19 protein-coding genes and 1 tRNA gene are annotated in these 16951 nt (G+C 54.9%); 10 read left to right on the top strand and 10 right to left on the bottom strand.

Translation table 11 applies throughout. The annotated features are described in order from the left end of the window. The first annotated feature begins 3 nt into the window (after positions 1 to 3). The 7 genes from KP702_RS05220 (at position 4) to KP702_RS05190 (ending at position 5667) form a co-directional block, all read left to right on the top strand. Positions 4 to 699 carry a tRNA (guanosine(46)-N(7))-methyltransferase TrmB gene (locus KP702_RS05220; protein WP_215768689.1) on the top strand — a complete coding sequence of 232 codons (696 nt, stop codon included), beginning with the start codon at positions 4 to 6 and terminating at the stop codon, positions 697 to 699. A gap of 41 nt (positions 700 to 740) precedes the next feature. Then, entirely contained in the window at positions 741 to 2381 is a 1641-nt protein-coding gene (locus KP702_RS05215) for an electron transfer flavoprotein-ubiquinone oxidoreductase (RefSeq protein WP_215768611.1), read from the top strand. A gap of 106 nt (positions 2382 to 2487) precedes the next feature. Continuing rightward, a complete protein-coding gene (locus KP702_RS05210) occupies positions 2488 to 3237 on the top strand; it encodes an electron transfer flavoprotein subunit beta/FixA family protein (protein ID WP_202207014.1) in 750 nt (249 codons plus the stop codon). Then, positions 3237 to 4142, top strand: a complete 906-nt coding sequence (locus tag KP702_RS05205; protein ID WP_202207013.1) for an electron transfer flavoprotein subunit alpha/FixB family protein — start codon at positions 3237 to 3239, stop codon at positions 4140 to 4142. The genes KP702_RS05210 and KP702_RS05205 overlap by 1 nt, the downstream gene beginning before the upstream one ends. 119 nt (positions 4143 to 4261) lie before the next feature. Further along, entirely contained in the window at positions 4262 to 4957 is a 696-nt protein-coding gene (gene lepB, locus KP702_RS05200) for a signal peptidase I (protein ID WP_202207012.1), read from the top strand. Between the two features lie 59 nt (positions 4958 to 5016). Beyond that, positions 5017 to 5093, top strand: a tRNA-Pro gene (locus tag KP702_RS05195). A gap of 115 nt (positions 5094 to 5208) precedes the next feature. Continuing rightward, positions 5209 to 5667, top strand: coding sequence for an NUDIX hydrolase (locus tag KP702_RS05190; RefSeq protein ID WP_202207011.1), 459 nt, complete (start codon positions 5209 to 5211; stop codon positions 5665 to 5667). Between the two features lie 2 nt (positions 5668 to 5669). Here KP702_RS05190 and KP702_RS05185 read toward each other — a convergent pair whose 3' ends face one another. The 4 genes from KP702_RS05185 to KP702_RS05170 all read right to left on the bottom strand — a co-directional run bounded on the left by KP702_RS05185 (position 5670) and on the right by KP702_RS05170 (position 8957). Continuing rightward, positions 5670 to 6206 (bottom strand): hypothetical protein, encoded by a 537-nt coding sequence (locus tag KP702_RS05185; protein WP_237389887.1) that lies wholly within the window; start codon positions 6204 to 6206, stop codon positions 5670 to 5672. Positions 6207 to 6277: 71 nt separating this feature from the next. Next, complete coding sequence (locus tag KP702_RS05180; RefSeq protein ID WP_202207009.1) at positions 6278 to 7030, bottom strand: hypothetical protein; 753 nt, start codon at positions 7028 to 7030, stop codon at positions 6278 to 6280. A gap of 201 nt (positions 7031 to 7231) precedes the next feature. Continuing rightward, positions 7232 to 8569, bottom strand: a complete 1338-nt coding sequence (locus KP702_RS05175; protein ID WP_237389886.1) for a glycoside hydrolase family 68 protein — start codon at positions 8567 to 8569, stop codon at positions 7232 to 7234. An 85-nt stretch (positions 8570 to 8654) separates the two neighbouring features. Continuing rightward, the gene (locus tag KP702_RS05170; protein WP_237389885.1) at positions 8655 to 8957 is read right to left on the bottom strand and encodes a hypothetical protein; all 303 of its coding nucleotides are present in this window, start codon (positions 8955 to 8957) and stop codon (positions 8655 to 8657) included. Between the two features lie 246 nt (positions 8958 to 9203). Here KP702_RS05170 and KP702_RS05165 point away from each other — a divergent pair, with 246 nt between their 5' ends. Beyond that, positions 9204 to 9575, top strand: a complete 372-nt coding sequence (locus KP702_RS05165; protein ID WP_202207008.1) for a hypothetical protein — start codon at positions 9204 to 9206, stop codon at positions 9573 to 9575. 58 nt (positions 9576 to 9633) lie between these two features. Here KP702_RS05165 and hemH read toward each other — a convergent pair whose 3' ends face one another. Beyond that, the gene (gene hemH / locus KP702_RS05160) at positions 9634 to 10665 is read right to left on the bottom strand and encodes a ferrochelatase (protein ID WP_202207007.1); all 1032 of its coding nucleotides are present in this window, start codon (positions 10663 to 10665) and stop codon (positions 9634 to 9636) included. 466 nt (positions 10666 to 11131) lie between these two features. On the opposite strand from hemH, the gene KP702_RS05155 reads away from it, so the two are divergent. Next, a complete protein-coding gene (locus KP702_RS05155) occupies positions 11132 to 11554 on the top strand; it encodes a host attachment protein (RefSeq protein ID WP_202207006.1) in 423 nt (140 codons plus the stop codon). Between the two features lie 24 nt (positions 11555 to 11578). Here the strand turns inward: KP702_RS05155 and KP702_RS05150 are convergent, their stop codons facing one another. The 5 genes from KP702_RS05150 to KP702_RS05130 form a co-directional block, all read right to left on the bottom strand. Then, positions 11579 to 12679: an anhydro-N-acetylmuramic acid kinase gene (locus tag KP702_RS05150; RefSeq protein WP_237389884.1), complete on the bottom strand. Its 1101-nt coding sequence runs from the start codon at positions 12677 to 12679 to the stop codon at positions 11579 to 11581. A gap of 13 nt (positions 12680 to 12692) precedes the next feature. Continuing rightward, a complete protein-coding gene (locus tag KP702_RS05145; protein WP_202207005.1) occupies positions 12693 to 13580 on the bottom strand; it encodes an N-acetylmuramic acid 6-phosphate etherase in 888 nt (295 codons plus the stop codon). A gap of 79 nt (positions 13581 to 13659) precedes the next feature. Continuing rightward, a complete protein-coding gene (locus KP702_RS05140; protein WP_064275290.1) occupies positions 13660 to 14703 on the bottom strand; it encodes an aspartate-semialdehyde dehydrogenase in 1044 nt (347 codons plus the stop codon). 26 nt (positions 14704 to 14729) lie between these two features. After that, positions 14730 to 15368: a 2OG-Fe(II) oxygenase gene (locus KP702_RS05135; protein WP_202207004.1), complete on the bottom strand. Its 639-nt coding sequence runs from the start codon at positions 15366 to 15368 to the stop codon at positions 14730 to 14732. Between the two features lie 80 nt (positions 15369 to 15448). Then, the gene (locus KP702_RS05130) at positions 15449 to 15766 is read right to left on the bottom strand and encodes a hypothetical protein (protein ID WP_202207003.1); all 318 of its coding nucleotides are present in this window, start codon (positions 15764 to 15766) and stop codon (positions 15449 to 15451) included. Positions 15767 to 15970: 204 nt separating this feature from the next. Between KP702_RS05130 and KP702_RS05125 the strand changes: the two genes are divergently transcribed. After that, positions 15971 to 16945 (top strand): alpha/beta hydrolase, encoded by a 975-nt coding sequence (locus KP702_RS05125; protein WP_202207002.1) that lies wholly within the window; start codon positions 15971 to 15973, stop codon positions 16943 to 16945. Positions 16946 to 16951: the final 6 nt, after the last annotated feature.

The raw sequence follows: 16951 nt of genomic DNA, 5'->3' as shown, positions 1-16951 counted from the left end.
ACCCTGACACAGTCTCTCAAACCCCAGCCGGAGCGGCTTTACGGCCGCCAACGCGGCCATCCGCTCCGGGCCAGACAGCAGCGCCTTCTCGAAGACGTGCTGCCGCGCTTTACATTTGCGTCTGCTGAAAATCCGACAGCCGGATTTTCCACGCCTGTATCGCACGTTTTTCTCGAAATCGGATTTGGTGGCGGCGAGCATGCCGCTGCCCAGTCTGAAATGAACCCGGATGTCGGGTACATTGCTTCTGAAGTTTTCGAGAACGGCTTATGCTCGCTTATGTCGCGCCTTGTTCCCGAAGGACAGGACGAGACAGCCGAGCCTCCGCCTCATTTCCGGATCTGGCCAGAAGACGCTCGGCAACTCCTGAAGGATATGCCGGACAATTCTCTGGATCGGGCCTATCTGATGTTTCCGGATCCATGGCCCAAGTCACGCCATGCGAAGCGCCGTTTCATCCACCCGGAAAACCTCAAGGAGGTTCACCGCGTTCTGAAACCCGGAGCAATCTGGCGCGTCGCCAGCGATCATCCGGTCTATCAGGAATGGGTGACGGAAGTGATGGGCAAACAGGATCTGTTTGATGCACCGCCTCCGGAAACGGAACGTCCCGAAGGATGGTCCCCAACCCGATATGAGGCCAAAGCCTTCCGGGAAGGTCGACAGCCTTTCTACTGGACATTTACCCGGCGCCCTTGAGGCGCCGTCCCTTTATCTGACTACAGTGAGTTCCTGACATCATGACCCAGATCGAACGCGAAGAAATGGAATTCGATGTCGTGGTGGTCGGTGGTGGCCCCGCCGGTCTGTCCGCGGCAATCCGCCTGCGACAGATTGCTCCGGACGCCTCGGTCTGCCTGATCGAAAAGGGTAGCGAAATCGGTGCGCACATCGTGTCTGGTGCTGTCATCGAACCGCGTTCGCTTGAGGAACTCCTGCCAGACTGGCGCTCACTTGGTGCGCCCCTGAATACGGAAGTCACGGAAGAGCGTATGCTTTTCCTGACGGAAAAGCGCGCCATTCAGATTCCCTATCTGGATCGTGTCATGCCTCATATGGCGAACCACGGAAATTATGTGGTGTCTCTGGGGGAAGTCTGCCGCTGGCTGGGTGAACAGGCCGAAGCCCTTGGCGTTGAGATCTACCCTGGCTTTGCAGGCGCTGAGCTGTTCATTGAGAACAATCGCGTTGCTGGCGTCATTACGGGCGATATGGGCATCGAGCGCGATGGCACGCATGGTCCCAACTTCACGCCCGGCATGATTCTCCGTGCCAAACAGACAATCCTGACCGAAGGCGCACGCGGCTCCCTGAGCGCCCACGCCATGAAGCGTTTTGGCCTGCGCAAGGATGTCGATACCCAGACTTACGGCCTTGGCATCAAGGAAGTCTGGGAAATCCCGAAGGAGAAGCATCGCCCCGGCCTCGTCCAACACAGCTTTGGCTGGCCACTGGACGACCACACCTACGGTGGCGCATGGCTCTATCATTTCGGGGAAAATCTGGTCAGCTACGGTTTCGTGACCGGCCTCGACTACAGCAACACCTACCTCTCCCCCTTTGAGGAAATGCAGCGTACGAAGCTGCACCCGGCATTCCGGGAACATTTTGAAGGTGGAAAGCGCCTGATCTACGGCGCCCGTGCGCTCTCGGAAGGTGGGCTTCAGTCCATTCCCCGCCTGACATTCCCCGGCGGTGTTCTGGCTGGCGATTCGGCAGGCTTCCTGAATGTTCCTAAAATCAAGGGAACGCACACAGCAATGAAGTCCGGCATGCTGGCCGCCGAGGCTGTAGCCGAAGCGCTCCAGACCGAGCGTACTGAAGCTTCAAGCCTGACAGAGCGCGTCCGCAATTCCTGGCTCTGGTCCGAATTGCGCGATGTCCGCAATATCCGTCCGGCTTTCGCCAAGTGGGGCATGAAGGCTGGCGCGCTCTATGCTGGCATCGACAGCATGATTCTGCGCGGCCGCGCACCTTGGACGCTACATCATCCGCACGCAGACAATGAGACTTTACGTCCAGCGGCGCTGTGCGAGCAGATCGACTATCCGAAGCCAGACAATGTCCTGACCTTTGATCGTGTTAGCTCGGTTTTCCTAAGTGCGACAAATCACGAAGAAAACCAGCCTGTCCATCTGAAGCTGCGTAACGAAGCCATCTGGCGCACCGTCAATCATGACGTGTTTGACGCACCGGAAAGCCGTTACTGCCCCGCAGGTGTGTATGAGCAGGAAAAGAGTGGAGACAATGACTGGTCGCTGCGCATCAATGCGCAGAACTGCGTCCATTGCAAAACCTGCGATATCAAGGACCCCACGCAGAATATTGAATGGTGCACGCCAGAAGGCAGTGGCGGCCCAAACTACCCTGTCGGGATGTAAATCCTCTAAACAGACGGGCCGCTTCCTGACCGGAATGTGACTTCCTGATCCATTTCCGCTACGGTGGCGGCCGTTTTTCCAGCGGCGTCAGCAGCGAAAGATCACGATGAAAATTCTGGTCCCAGTCAAAAGGGTGGTCGATTACAACGTCAAGGTACGTGTAGCGGCCGATGGTAGTGGTGTCGAAACGCAGGGACTGAAAATGTCCCTGAATCCGTTCGATGAAATTGCGGTGGAAGAAGCCATCCGCCTACGCGAAAAAGGCGTGGCAACCGAAGTGGTTGTGGTGACCATTGGTGTTCAAGCAGCGCAGGACATTCTGCGTACCTCAATGGCCATGGGTGCAGACCGGGCCATTCTGGTCAAAACAGATGACACCCTTGAGCCTCGCGCCGTCGCCAATGCGCTGAAAGCCATTGTCGAACGTGAACAGCCGGGTCTTGTCTGCATGGGCAAGCAGGCCATTGATGATGACATGAACGCAACCGGCCAGATTCTGGCTGCAAAGCTCGGCTGGCCTCAAGGCACGTTCGCTAGTGCAGTCACTGTGGCGGACGGTCGTATTGAAGTCGCTCGTGAGATCGACGGTGGTACGGAAGTTGTCTCCCTGATGCTTCCCGCCGTGGTGACGGCCGATCTGCGCCTAAACGAGCCGCGCTATGCGTCCCTCCCGAACATCATGAAAGCTCGCAAGAAGCCACTTGAAACGCTTGAGGCTGCCGATCTCGGTGTTGATTTGGCCTCCCGCCTGACCGTCATATCTGTCGCAGAGCCGGCAGAACGTAAGGAAGGTATCAAGCTTGAGAGCGCGGCCGAACTGGTCGAAAAGCTCAAGACAGAAGCGAAGGTGATCTGATGACCGCTCTTGTTCTGCTCGAAGTCGAGAATGGTGAAGTTCGTCAGGCGTCACGTTCAGCCCTGACAGCCGCCGCACGCTTTGGCGATGTAGACGCCATCGTTTTTGGTGAAGGTGCCAGCGCAGCCGCAGCCCTTCCTGGGGTAAAGCGGGTTCTGTCCGTGCCAGCTCTGGCCACGGATCTGGCGGAGCCTGCCGCCGACCTGCTGGCGTCCATTGCAAAGGACTACAGCCACATCGTGGCGTCTGCCTCAGCAAGCGGAAAGAATATTCTGCCGCGCCTGGCGGGCCTGCTTGACGTACAACCTGTGCCGGATGTTGTGGAGATCAAGGACGCCGAGACGTTCGTGCGTCCCATCTACGCGGGCAATGCACTGGCAACGGTTCGTTCTGCCGATAGCATCAAGGTTCTGACCATTCGCAGTTCCAGCTTTGATCCTGCTCCAAAGGATGGCGGTTCTGCAGCAGTCGAAACACTGGAAGCCCCAACCAGCGAAAAGTCAGTTTTCGTGAAGGTTGAGTTGTCAGCGTCCGATCGTCCGGAACTGGAATCCGCCCGGGTGGTTATTTCAGGCGGTAAAGGCATGAAGGATGCAGCCAACTTCAAGCTGCTTGAGCCAATTGCCGACAAGCTGAATGCCGCAATTGGTGCGTCCCGTTCGGCGGTGGACTCTGGTTTTGCTCCGAACGAAATGCAGGTCGGGCAGACCGGCAAGATCGTGGCACCAGAACTCTACATCGCTGTCGGGCTGTCTGGCGCAATCCAGCATCTGGCTGGCATGAAGGACAGCCGCGTGATCGTGGCCATCAACACAGACCCGGAAGCCCCGATCTTCCGCGTTGCCGATTATGGTATCGTGGGCGACCTGTTTGAAGTGCTTCCGGCACTCGAAAAAGCTCTCTAACACGTCTTTGCAGGTGACCATTATGACAGGTCACCTGCAATTTTCCTGACATAGCCTACCCAAGGCTTAAGTTGCGGAACGTCTGCCGTATGGCACTCTCCGGCCATGGAGAGACCGCAATGAAATACCGTCAGATCTTCCAAAAAATTCTAGCTGCGCTGCCCCCAATTATGGGTGTGCTATTTATCCATACCGCGCTCGGTGCAGCTTACATTGTTCCATCAGCGTCGATGGAACCGACCCTGAGGATCGGTGACGAAATTATTGTTTCTGCACCCTCTTATGGCCTGAGCACAGCATCCCTACCCTTTGGCTCCTCATTCGCCCAAGTTACGCAAAGACGCATCTTTGGTCACTTGCCGCACCGGGGCGACATTGTTGTCTTTAGAGCCCCTGCAAATCTTCATGAAACATGGGTCAAACGCGTCATCGGCCTGCCCGGAGACAGAATTGCACTAACAAACGGCCGAATTGTATTGAATGGGAAAATATTGCCTTGGAAAGACGAGGGCTCTGATCAGGAAGATCGTGCTCAAGCGCATTCCGGTGAACGTTATGAAGAAACGATTCCTGACGGAGTACGCCATGACATCATCAAATTGGCCGCCCATGGGCCACTTGATAACATCCCCGAATTTGCGGTCCCGGCAGAAAGATTGTTCGTCATGGGGGACAACCGGGATAATTCAGCTGACTCTCGTGTTCCCGTAACAGAAGGTGGTGTAGGGCTGCTTCCAGTCTGGAATCTTCAGGGTCACGCAATCACTGTTCTATTCTCGTGGAGAAGCATCAAGAGAATATTGCTTTCCATCTGATTTTTCACTCCATCCTCTTGCCACGAAAGCAAATTCCCGGTAGGAGAAGCGCCGTCGGCCGGAGTGTAGCTCAGCCTGGTAGAGCACTGTGTTCGGGACGCAGGGGCCGGAGGTTCGAATCCTCTCACTCCGACCAGCCGATAAGCGGATTATCAGAAAAATCTGATCAGAGCGTAGTTACTTGACGCTCTAACCGTGTCGTAATTTCATATACAAAAATCATAGCCCGAACAGTTCTCGGGAGGTTTGCTATGCGTCAACGCCCCGCTGCCCGATTACTGGTTCTGGATCAGCAGGATCGCGTCCTTCTCTTCAGGTTTTTTCACTCCTCAGGCGCATTGGCTGGGCGAAGTTACTGGTCCACCCCCGGCGGAAGCCTGAAGGATGGAGAAAATTTTGTTCAGGCGGCAAAACGCGAACTGCACGAAGAAACAGGATTAAACGCGCCCTTTCTCAGCTCTGAGATTGGTCAGAGAACATTCGCCTTAACGCTCGCCAATGGTGAAACTGTTTTAGCTGACGAGCGCTTTTTTGCCCTTCGTGCACCAGAGACCACGCTCTCCTCTTCCGGCTGGACGCCCAACGAAAAGAACGTTCTCAAGGGCCATCACTGGTGGTCTAGACGTGAGCTGGAACAGACGACCGAAATCATTTTCCCGGAACGTCTGCTCGAGCTCCTAACCACGGCGATGTCAGGCCACCTCCCCTGATTTCAAAGCGGTTTCAGCCCGACAAAGGGATGCAAAGGTTGGTTCGGCTGACATTCCGCTAGAATTTCCGGAGTCTGAAGGCCGTGAATATGCGTGTACAAGGCCTGCCGCGCATTAAGAATTCTGCCAGCCTCTTTATCGCGAACATCGCCGGGTTGCCCGAGCAGAGCGCCGGCATATTCGACTTCACGCTGCATCTCCGCGTCAGGAAGAGCAGACAATGGCACGAACTGAACAGGCAAACTCAACTGTTGCGTCTTTGAACGGCTGGCATCTGCGGCAATGCCAATGACAGGCACAGTTGTCAGCGCAGACACAGAGAATGAGCCAGACTGCGTCAGACTACCGTTTAGCTGCATTGTCACTGGCCCGGAAACAAGCGCAACAACCGGGTCCAACGTGTGTTGCGAACATTGTAAAGCACGCACGTTCCCATCAAAGCGATGAGCCTGCTCTGCGGACCAATCCTGAACCTCGGAAACACTGACGACACCGGCTTTGGCCAGATCCTTCTGAACACCGGCCAGTGCTGCACTCACCGAAGTCTGTTCATTAGAACCAAAGACACAGCCTGAAAGCAGCAACCATACAGGCAAAAAATATATCGGCTTCATGCTGCGCTCATTTCCGCAACAAGGGCCTGTACGTCTTCGGATTTTGGCGAAAGACCTCGCACCGTGAGCCAGTTCTGTCTGCTAACGAGCCCATAGGCCTCATCACAAATCTTCAGGAACGTATTCCACGGCATGAAGGTCCGGCTGCCCCACGTATTGAAAAATACACCATCAGGTGCGTACCCCGTCAGGGCGATAGCATGCCCTCCGACAAAAACGTGGTCCTGCACAGCATCCCAATCCCAATCGGTACCTAATGGAAGACTCATGAACCCGCGCGGAACCTGCACCCCTGCCAAAACGCCGCCCAGATAGGAAATACCGCGTTTGATGCCGCTCACTGAATGGGAATCAATAATACCGTAAGCCGTCAGATAATCTCGTGTCTGTCCCGGACGAATAAATCCGTTGCTCTTCCAGTATTTCAGCTGCTCCAGCAAAATCGTGCCATTATCATTTTGACCCGTTACCGGATTAAATCCCGTGACAGCGCCATAGTTCTGGAGAACCTGTTCGCTAGAAAGCAACACCAGCCCCTGGGCCACTTTTGTCCAGGTTGCTGTCAAAGCCGCATGAGCTGCAAAAGCACAGCATCCGAACTGATCATTGCCCCACATCTGATAGGGCACCCCCTGGGACCAGTCCTGGTGCTCTGGAACTTCGGGAACCCGCGCCGTCAGAACGGGCGAAAGCCGATAGGTTCGTACATCATGACGCGGAGGCAACTTGCCCAGTCTACGCTCAATCATTCATCAACACTCCACGAACAGAGAATGAAGAAACCAGAGCGGCATGCCGTATTTGCAGGGAGTTCTTCGTTCTGATCGAAGCAAAGCCAAGGCACATGCCAAAACGCTCCGAAAAAAATGAAAGCCACTCCCGTAGAGGAGTGGCTTTCATCAACGCCTTATCAAAAAATCTCAGGTCTTTTTAACCTGAGCCTCTGACAATCAGGCTCTGACGTCATACGCCAGAGAGGCCGGCCACGAAGCTTGGGCAAAAACCTGCGCGTAATCATGGACTTCTGTCAGAAATGTCCGATCACCGTCCAGAACCAGACGAACCGTCGGTGCCAGCGTACCACCAATCCGGTAAGTATCCGGATTTTCCGCATTCTGACCGGCAGCCGGAATGGTATCGATAAAGGACTGAACATAGCCCTCTGCATCCACAAAGTGCGAATACGTCGAATACGGCTGCGAAGATGGATTACCGAGTACAAGCCCTGAGCTATTCAGGGGCTTGTATGGGCCAAAAATACCCTTCTCGGACACAAAGCCATAAACGCCATCAGGCCCCGTGCTCTTGCCCGTGTACGTGGAATGATGGCTGATCGTGAACAGATAGGTCAGACCGTCCTTGAAAACGAAATGGGGACGTTCGGTCTGATCGTTCACGCCAAGAGCCGTTACCAGAGCAGGCATCAGTTCCCACCGGGAATAATCCCCCTTGCGCCAGCCGGAGACACACCGGGCCAGACCGATCGCTGCTGCACCATATTGTGCGCCAGCATCCACCGCATATCCTGGCGGAACAGCACCCATTTCATCCGTGCCGATAACAAACTGGCCGCGCGCACCCGGGACGTTACCCTCAAACAGCGTATAAAGCTGGCCATCGCCCGGATTGATGAACGGCTGCGGATCACGGAAATCAAAGTATGGATCTTCAGACGCATTGGCGTAATGAACACCATCCGCCTTGAACATTTCCGTGCTCGTGGCGAAGCCCTCGAACCAGACACCCTTGTCGTCCGCATGGATAGTGCCGGAACTGACCGCCGGAACAGAATTGCCATCAGGCGCGCCGACGGACGTGTAGAACATGTCCACCTTATTCTCGGTGCCCTCACGCATCACCAGAGAACCGGACCATTCCCACGGGCGCAGATCGGCAGAGGTCTGGAACAGTCGGCCGCCCCAGGTCCACTCCACACCATCGCGGCTATACCAGTACCCGATATAAGCGCGGTCATTGCGGGAGTGCCATTCGTCGTAAATCTTGGCGTTGGTCTTGTCGATCTTGTCCACGGCAAGCGACCACAGGACGAACCAGCCTTTGAACGTGACGGTACGCATGTGCATGTCACGCAGCGCTCCACTGTCCCAGATCATCACGTCATTGGACATAAGTGGAAACTGGTAATCGATCAGCGGCATGGTCGTCGTCGGATCGTCTGTACGAACCTTCAGCGCATCCGCAATCGTCCAGCGAGAAACAGGATATTTGGCAGGAACAGGACGCGAAAAATTGGCCTGCACCAGAGACTGGGAGGAAATAGCATTCATAATTTTACTGATCCATACTGAATAAGTATTTAAAAATTCCTGGCTCTCAGGAAAAAATTCCTAGTAATTCAGGAGCCAGAGTATTTTACGCTTTAGGAGAAACGCCCTTCTTCACACTTTCTCCACTTCCAGAAGCTGAAGTAACCTTGCCGACCTGCCGCTCGAGACGATTGGCAGCCCAACCAAAGTTCAGCCCCAGAAGGGTAATGACGCGGTAAATTCCGCCGAACCGTGATGTATTTTGTGGAGGAGGCAAGAAAACCGTTACCAGCTTGCAGCCAATAATCAGCAGAGCCACCCAAAGTTCATAGCGGGCCGGAATGTCAGCAAGCAGACCCGAAAGATCAAAACCCGAAATATCCACAGCCTGAAATCCTAATAGGCTCATAAAAAAAGAGGCTGCCCCTAATGGAGTCAGCCTCTTCTAAAAATCATTTTTTAATATTGATGATTGAGCCATCTGCTTAGCGATTTATGGCTCAATGCCACAGTTATATGAAAAACCTGGCCGCAACACAACCCTAAAAAACCATCTCTGCTCGCCAGAGAGTTGAAACCTTCCCCCCACATACCTAGTTTCGACATTCAGAAAGTCTCTTTCTCCCAAGAGACCGATAAGAGAGACGAAACTTCCATGACACGCTCAATGCGTTCTGCTCTGGCTCTGGCCGCCCTTCTCACCGCTACCCCGGCCCTCGCCGAACCGGGCGGCTGCATCAAGTATGGTGCTGCCGGTGCCGTAGGCGGACATCTGGCCAACCACCATGGTGTTATTGGCGCCGTTGGTGGGTGCGCCGCTGGCATGTATCGCCGCCATCTGTATCGCAAGGATCTGCGCGAAAAGGCTGCTCTGTGGGATAAAGAGCATCCAGCTGCCCCGAATACCGGTGGCTGGTGGCAGAGCCACCACGATGCGACGTCCGTGAACCAGAAGGCTCAGTGGTACGACGCAGAACACCCCGAGCCAGGCACGAATGCGCCAGCTCCTCAGGGGCCGCAGCACTAAAAACAAAAAAGGCCCGGCTGTTACCAGCCGGGCCTTTTTCATAAGTATCGAAACAGTCTCAAGCCACTCCAAACCCTCTTAGGGCTGTACGAGACAATGCCTCCAGAAGGTCAATCGACTCGTCTGAATCATTCAGACAGGGCACAAGCGCAAACTCTTCGCCGCCCGCTTCCATGAACTCTTCTCGAAGCTCATTCCCAATTTCATCCAGCGTTTCAATACAGTCCGCCATAAAGCCCGGCATGATAACTGCAATTTTCGTGATGCCCTGCTTCGGGAGAGCACTTACATAAGGGGCCGTATAAGGCTGAATCCATTCAAGCGGCCCGAAGCGCGACTGGAACGTCAGCGGCATCTGCTCTTCAGAAAGCCCTAACGGCTGACGCAAGGCAACGATCGTACGAACACATTCGTCCTGATACGAGTCGCCCTTTTCAATGCAGACTTTTGGCAATCCATGAAACGACGCCACAATTCGTTGTGGCTTGAAGGAAAGGCTTTCCAGCGTCTTCAACACAGATGTTTCCAACGCCCGCACAAAGGCCGGATGGTCTGGAAAAGACGGGACCGTCAGAACAGCTGGTTGCTTTCTCAGCCTCATCAATGCCCGGAAAAGCTGATCGTTAGCCGTGGCGGTCGTTGCTGAAGAGTATTGCGGATATAGCGGAATACTGACGATACGGTCACATCCTTGGTCCATCAGGCTTTCAACAGCCTGTGCAACAGAGGGGCGGCCATAGCGCATGCCCCACTCAACAGGGACACCGTCTGCTTTCAGACGAAGGCGAAGCTTTTCAGCCTGACGCTGGGTATAGACCCGCAATGGAGAGGCATTCTCGTCCCGATCCCAGATTCGTGCATAGTTTGCACCGCTGGCGAAAGGTCGTTTGGTGAGGATGATGCCCTGCAGGATGGGCTGCCAAATCAGCGGCGAACTTTCGATAACGCGCCGATCGGAGAGAAACTCACTCAGGTACCGACGCACCGCCAAATAGCTGGTGTCATCAGGTGTACCGAGATTGAGAAGCAGGATGCCTGTCCGTCCCTGAGGAGGAGAGGCATGACGTGGTTTTTTGAAAAGAAAGGCCATAGTACCCTTCAGTGTGAAACAGGGCTACAAATGGCGAAAGAGAAAAAACACCTTAACCGAGGGATACGCGTCCCTTTCGGGACGCTATCGTCGGCGCTTTACACGTGCATAGGAAAGACTCGGCTGCTCAACCCGACGGGAAGCATTGTAAAAGATCACCGCCATTACAGCACCGATCGATCCGATATACGGCATGAAAGTATTCATCAGAGCCATATTTGCCTCCTTGAACCCTCTGGGAAAGTTTTCCGTGGGCTCAATACTGAGAGTGATCATATCGCCGTCGGTATTCAAGAGAAAAATTCATCCAAACGTCAAAAAAATAACCTCCACTGAAAAATATCCTTTTTTATCATGATCCTAAGCCTTGAAGAATCGAGGTGAGCCCTTCTGGAAGGGCAACCCCAGCGCTCCGCCCACGTTTAGATCCTGACCAATCTGATTGATCGGGAAAGGATCTGATACAATGGCAACCCAAGACCCCGTCATCTACGTCGTCGCTGATGGTGAAAAGGCTCGTTTCCTTCGTCTGGAAGGCTCACAGCTCAGAACCATTGAAAACTTCGATATCCATAAGGGCTCAGACGCAGCCAAGGATGTAGGTTCGCTCAAGGCTGCTCATACAAGCCCCAAGGAGCAGCTCAAGACGCACTTCGCGAAAGATCTGGCGGCTCACATCAACAAGGCTGCACAGGATAGCAATGTCGAAGGGATCTTCCTTGTTGCGTCGGCTCAGTCTCTTCACGACATCCGTGAGAACCTGGACAAACCAACCTCCAAGAAGCTTTTCAAAAGCCTGACAAAAGATCTGACGAACACCCCGGATCATGAACTTCTGAAGCATCTGGACCGTCCGGAAACCGGCTGGTCAGAACTTGCATCAGTCTGAAATCTGATCGAACAGGCAGACCGCTCAGCGTGCTGATCGGCCTGCCACACAAGGCTTTTCCGTCCCAGTCGTCTGTGGCCACGACGAAGGAAAGTCACGTACATAACGAACGGCCAGAAGCGCAAAGCACTGAGCCTCAAGTGCGTCTCCGTCCCATCCAAGATCATCGACGGACCCGAGACATCCCAAACGTGAGCGCAAACGCTCCATCAAAACTGGATTGTGGCGTCCCCCTCCAGCGACAAACCACTTAGCGGGTTTGACTGGCATGGGTGTTCGAGCGATCGCTTCAACCGTAAACTCCAGCAGTGTCGCCGCGCCGTCTTCAGCAGAAAGCGTTTCAACGGCCTGCATGGCAGAAGCGTGAAAGCTCAAACGGTCCAACGACTTTGGCATTTCACGCTGAAAATACGGCATTGCCAGCAAGCTTTCTAAAGTAGCTCTGTCTACCATCCCTTTTTTCGCTAACGCGCCATCGACGTCACACGCAACGCCAGTATGTCGTTCTGCCCAGTCGTCCAGAAGAGCATTTCCCGGCCCGGTATCGCACGCCCAGACCTGACGCTGCCCCTCTGTATTCGGCCCGAGCAAGGTGACATTTGCCACGCCACCAATATTCAGAACAGCAACAGACTGCGTCTCACTTTCCAAAAGCGCGGCATGCAGGACTGGCACCAATGGCGCACCCTCACCACCACATTCCAGATCCCGTGCACGGAAATCATAAACAACCGGGACGCCACACTCCGCCTGAAGAAGCGCTCCATCACCAATCTGCCAGCTTCGCCCTTTTTCGGGCTGATGCAGGACAGTTTGCCCATGAAAACCAATGATATCAGGGCGAATATCTGGAGCCAGCGTCATAAGCTCCCGAACAGCATCCACATGCCGTAGCGTTACGTCCCGTTCGGCAGCCAGAATATCCGGATCATCTTCTGCCAGATGTGCAGCATGATCCAGCAAATGGCGCAGCCGAGCCCGCAAAGCAGAGTCGTAGGGAACCGTCACGGCTGGCCCATACTGAGCAATCCGCTCCCCATCCGTCTGCACCAGAGCCGCATCCACCCCATCAAGAGACGTGCCGCTCATGAGACCAATGGCCCACTGCATATTCTCGAAAGACATCAGGTTTTTACCTTCAGAGAGAGGCCAGAACCGTATGCAGATTGCCGTTATGCGCCTGAAGAAGTGTCTCAATCTTCTCGACAGACACACCCTTTCTCACAAGAACTGCCCGCTTTACATTACCGCCAACCAACCGCAACGCGTCACGAACTTCCTCGTCCGTTCCCCCAGCAAGTTCGAACACCATACGCTCGGCACGCAACTGCAACTTGTCATTGCTAATTCGCATGTCGACCATACGCCCGCGATAGACATGCCCAAGGCGTGTCATCAAAGCGGTAGAAAACAGGTTAAGCGCAACCTTCTGGGCCGTCCCTGCTGCCATCCGCGTGGAGCCAGCCAGCACTTCAGCGCCCGTCGGAATACTGATCCCGATTTCAGCACTGCGTAGAAGACGCGAATGCGCGTTTCCACTCACCCCAATTGTCAAAGCCCCGACCTCACGCCCGGCTTCAACAACAGCACAGGTGTAAGGCGTATTGCCACTCGCCGCGACACCAATGACCACGTCGTGCGCCGTTGGCCCATATGCTCCAAGATCAACGCGCGCCTGATCTTCCCTGTCTTCTGCACCTTCGACAGCCTGCGTCCCTGCACCAGCCCCACCAGCAAGCAACAAAACCAGCCTCTCAGGCGGCAGTCCAAACGTTGGTGTCAGTTCCACCCCATCCTGAACCCCGATACGACCAGACGTTCCAGCCCCAGCATAAATCAACCGACCGCCACCCTGAAGACGGGGCACACTCGCCTCAACTGCGGCTTCAATGGACGGGAGTGCCTCTCCGACCCGCTCTAAAGCCTCTTTCTGAGAGTCCAACAGCCGCCCCAGAAGCGAATTCAAAGGCAGAAGTTCAATAGTCTGATTGGCTTCAAGAACCGTTTCTGTGCGGGGAACAGTCACGAATGACCCTTTTCATCTCGACATAAAAAACGCGTCTGAAAGTTTCCCTTCAGACGCGCCAGAACTTCAGAAAACTCCCTTATTCCTTTACAGGAAACAAGGCTCCGTTCTTCAAAAGACCCTGTTCAACCAGACTTTCCGCAATCTGCACGGCATTTAGTGCTGCACCCTTGCGAAGATTGTCCGAGACACACCAGAGTGCCAGACCATTCTCGACTGTCGGATCAATGCGCAGGCGAGACACATACGTTGCATCCTCCCCGACACATTCAATCGGCGTCACATAGCCGCCGTCTTCACGTACATCGCGCAGAATGACGCCGGGAGCCTTGCGCAGAGCCTCACGAGCTTTCTTCAGGTCAATCGGCTTCTCGCACTCAATGCTGATCGCTTCGGAGTGGCCGATGAAAACCGGAACACGGACACAGGTCGCCAGAACCTGAATGTCCGGATCCAGAATCTTGCGGGTTTCAACCGCCATTTTCCACTCTTCCTTGGTCGCTCCATCTTCCATGAAACGATCAATGTGCGGAATGACGTTAAAGGCGATCTGCTTGGTAAACTGAGCCACCGTCGGCGGGTCGTTCACGAAGGTGCCCTTGGTCTGCCCAAACAGTTCGTCCATTCCGTCTTTGCCCGCACCGGAAACGGCCTGGTAGGTCGAGACGACAATCCGCTTGATCTTGAACAGATCATGAAGCGGCTTCAGCGCTACAAGCATCTGCGCCGTGGAGCAGTTCGGGTTGGCGATGATGCCACGACGCGCCTTTTTCAGCGCAGACGCATTCACCTCTGGCACCACCAGAGGAATACCAGGCTCCATACGGAAATGGGACGTGTTGTCGATCACGACACAACCCGCAGCAGCAGCCTTCGGCGCATAAATCGCCGATACTTCTCCGCCCGGCGAAAACAGCGCCAGATCCCACCCCTTGAAATCAAACGTCTCAAGGTTTTGAACCTTCAGCACTGCCTTGTCGCCAAAGGAAATTTCCCGGCCGACAGAGCGCGGCGACGCCAATGCCACAACCTCGTCCACAGGGAAATTACGCTCTGCCAGAATCCGCAGCAGCTCGCGCCCCACCGCTCCCGTGGCGCCCGCAACCGCAACCCGATAACCCATGATGTTTTCCGTTCCCTTGTAAAAAATCAGCCTACGAAAGGCAGGCGCTTGACCAGCGCCGAAAGACGATGCCGCCCCAGTTCGTACCGAGCCTTCCGGCCCGTTGCCATATAATTGAGCTGGATCGCATACCGCGTCCCGACAAACTGCCGATGTCCGTGCCACGTTGTAGGACCATTGGGAAACACCAGCAGCGTTCCCTCAGCAGGCGTGACCTCGACGTCATAGTCCTCGACATCATCCGGGCCATTCAGCAGACGCAGGCACCCATCCCGGGAAGACCAGTCTTCTCCACGCGGATTGAGGTACAACAGCACAGTCACCAGCTTGGCTTCAGAATCCCGGTGAATACGTCCGTCTTTTTCACGCGTCCGACCACGAACCGTCAGCATGGTCGGTGCATCCGCCAGGTCCAGGCCAAACTTCTCCGCTATCAGGTCCTTAAGCAAAGGCCCCTGCAATTCCTCGATCATGCCTCTCACACGAGGCGTCAGATTCAATGCCTCTGGTGGGAACGACCCGCCGGACTGCATCTCCGGCAGATTAGCCACAATGGACTGAAGATCATCATTGCTGATGAAATGCGGCACAACCACATGCGGGAAAGGCTTCTCCGCAATCGGCGTATGCGCCAAAGCATCATAATCGAGAGAAATGTCGGACATAGTGATCGAGGCTAGCCCTGCCCCAACGGCCCGGCAAGACCTATTCCACATATGCCAGCGCCAACTCCGACGAAAGAAACTTACCCACGAAGTGGTTTCTGCGATTTGGAAACGCGACTGGTTGACAGATAGCGGACATATCCTGCCCCAAGCCGGTTAGCTCCACCCGTGCAAAGCTGCGGCTGGCGCGGTTCCTTCACGTTCGGAACCCAGACCGTATGCAACAGGCGCGGATTGATCCGACAGACAATCAATCGCCTGTCCACACCAGACATCCCTGCATCTTCAGCAAGTCTCATCCGTACGGACAACATACCGCTTTCCGGCCCCTGAGCGGAGGCATCAGGCGTTATCAAAGCTGTAACAGCTAAAAAAAGACAGACAAGCAGAGCACGCATGAGCTGAACTCCTCGACACGTCCTTCGCAATTTCGAGAAACTGCCAGAAGGCACTGTGTCTATGACGCTACGCGGCGCTTAAAAGTTGCGGCAATTTTATGGCAAACTTTGCTTCACCTGAAAACATGGTCCCTTAAACCTCCTCTTCAGGCAGACGTTGAAGCCACCACAGATTAGGTTTCTCATCTTTCCAGGACTGTCCTCATGAACACAGCGCCGCTTGTCCTTCCGGAACTCCTTCCTACTCTCAACCAGTTCCCCGCTACTGACCTGTCGGCAGAAACACTTCCGGATCTACGAAACGCCCTTGAAAACCGTGCTGCACAGGCTTTTCAGAAAGCCGAAGATTTTCAGGTCACCATTGAACAACGACACATCCCCGCTCCCCAAGACGACGACCGGACCATCCGCCTCCTAACCATCCAACCTCAAGAAAAGAGTTCCACCCCGCGTCCAGTTCTGCTGCACTTCCATGGGGGAGGTCACTGCGCTGGACGTCCCGAACAGAACACCGGCGAACTCTGCCGCTTCGCCCAGGATCTGAGCTGCCTTGTCATTTCCCCGGATTACCGCCTCACACCGGAAACACCTTTCCCAGGCGGCATCGAGGATGCCTACGCGACCCTCTGCTGGATCCATGACAATGCTGACACCCTGAATATCCGCCGCGATCAGATCGCCGTTACTGGAGAAAGCGCAGGCGGAAACCTTGCGGCCGCCATCTGCCTCCTGGCCAGAGACCGCAACGGGCCAGCCATCCTCTTCCAGAACCTAATCTACCCCATGCTGGATGACCGGACGATCAACGACGAGGCAAACCCCTCCCCTGTTGCAGGCGAATTCGTCTGGACACGCGCCAGTAACACTTACGCTTGGGAGATTCTGCTCACTCCCGCTCTGCCCGGCACTGACGATATTTCTCCCTATGCCGCGCCCTCCCGCGCCAGCGATCTCTCAGGGCTGCCCCCTGTCATTATGACGATCGGCTCATTGGATCTGTTTCTTGAAGAAGACCTGCTTTACGCCCAACGACTGATCCGAAGCGGCGTATCCGTGGAACTGGAAATCGTCTCCGGAGCCTTTCACGCCTTTGATGTGACGGAAACTCCTGTGGCAAAACGCACTCTCGACAAACGAGTGACTTCCATGAAGCGGTTCTTCACCCCATCTAGAGACTGACACGGA

Source organism: Gluconobacter sp. P5B12 (genome assembly GCF_018812035.1).
GTDB lineage: Bacteria > Pseudomonadota > Alphaproteobacteria > Acetobacterales > Acetobacteraceae > Gluconobacter.
Note: the sequence above shows the minus strand (reverse complement) of the source record. Positions and strands in the feature narration are given on the sequence as shown.

What these genes read in the sequence shown, in the direction of transcription:
- KP702_RS05215 (WP_215768611.1), top strand. Translation starts at nt 741, where the DNA reads ATGACCCAGATCGAACGCGAAGAAATGGAATTCGATGTCGTGGTGGTC.
- KP702_RS05210 (WP_202207014.1), top strand. Translation starts at nt 2,488, where the DNA reads ATGAAAATTCTGGTCCCAGTCAAAAGGGTGGTCGATTACAACGTCAAG.
- KP702_RS05205 (WP_202207013.1), top strand. Translation starts at nt 3,237, where the DNA reads ATGACCGCTCTTGTTCTGCTCGAAGTCGAGAATGGTGAAGTTCGTCAG.
- lepB (WP_202207012.1), top strand. Translation starts at nt 4,262, where the DNA reads ATGAAATACCGTCAGATCTTCCAAAAAATTCTAGCTGCGCTGCCCCCA.
- KP702_RS05190 (WP_202207011.1), top strand. Translation starts at nt 5,209, where the DNA reads ATGCGTCAACGCCCCGCTGCCCGATTACTGGTTCTGGATCAGCAGGAT.
- KP702_RS05180 (WP_202207009.1), bottom strand. Translation starts at nt 7,030, where the DNA reads ATGATTGAGCGTAGACTGGGCAAGTTGCCTCCGCGTCATGATGTACGA.
- KP702_RS05175 (WP_237389886.1), bottom strand. Translation starts at nt 8,569, where the DNA reads ATGAATGCTATTTCCTCCCAGTCTCTGGTGCAGGCCAATTTTTCGCGT.
- KP702_RS05170 (WP_237389885.1), bottom strand. Translation starts at nt 8,957, where the DNA reads ATGAGCCTATTAGGATTTCAGGCTGTGGATATTTCGGGTTTTGATCTT.
- KP702_RS05165 (WP_202207008.1), top strand. Translation starts at nt 9,204, where the DNA reads ATGACACGCTCAATGCGTTCTGCTCTGGCTCTGGCCGCCCTTCTCACC.
- hemH (WP_202207007.1), bottom strand. Translation starts at nt 10,665, where the DNA reads ATGGCCTTTCTTTTCAAAAAACCACGTCATGCCTCTCCTCCTCAGGGA.
- KP702_RS05155 (WP_202207006.1), top strand. Translation starts at nt 11,132, where the DNA reads ATGGCAACCCAAGACCCCGTCATCTACGTCGTCGCTGATGGTGAAAAG.
- KP702_RS05150 (WP_237389884.1), bottom strand. Translation starts at nt 12,679, where the DNA reads ATGTCTTTCGAGAATATGCAGTGGGCCATTGGTCTCATGAGCGGCACG.
- KP702_RS05140 (WP_064275290.1), bottom strand. Translation starts at nt 14,703, where the DNA reads ATGGGTTATCGGGTTGCGGTTGCGGGCGCCACGGGAGCGGTGGGGCGC.
- KP702_RS05135 (WP_202207004.1), bottom strand. Translation starts at nt 15,368, where the DNA reads ATGTCCGACATTTCTCTCGATTATGATGCTTTGGCGCATACGCCGATT.
- KP702_RS05130 (WP_202207003.1), bottom strand. Translation starts at nt 15,766, where the DNA reads ATGCGTGCTCTGCTTGTCTGTCTTTTTTTAGCTGTTACAGCTTTGATA.
- KP702_RS05125 (WP_202207002.1), top strand. Translation starts at nt 15,971, where the DNA reads ATGAACACAGCGCCGCTTGTCCTTCCGGAACTCCTTCCTACTCTCAAC.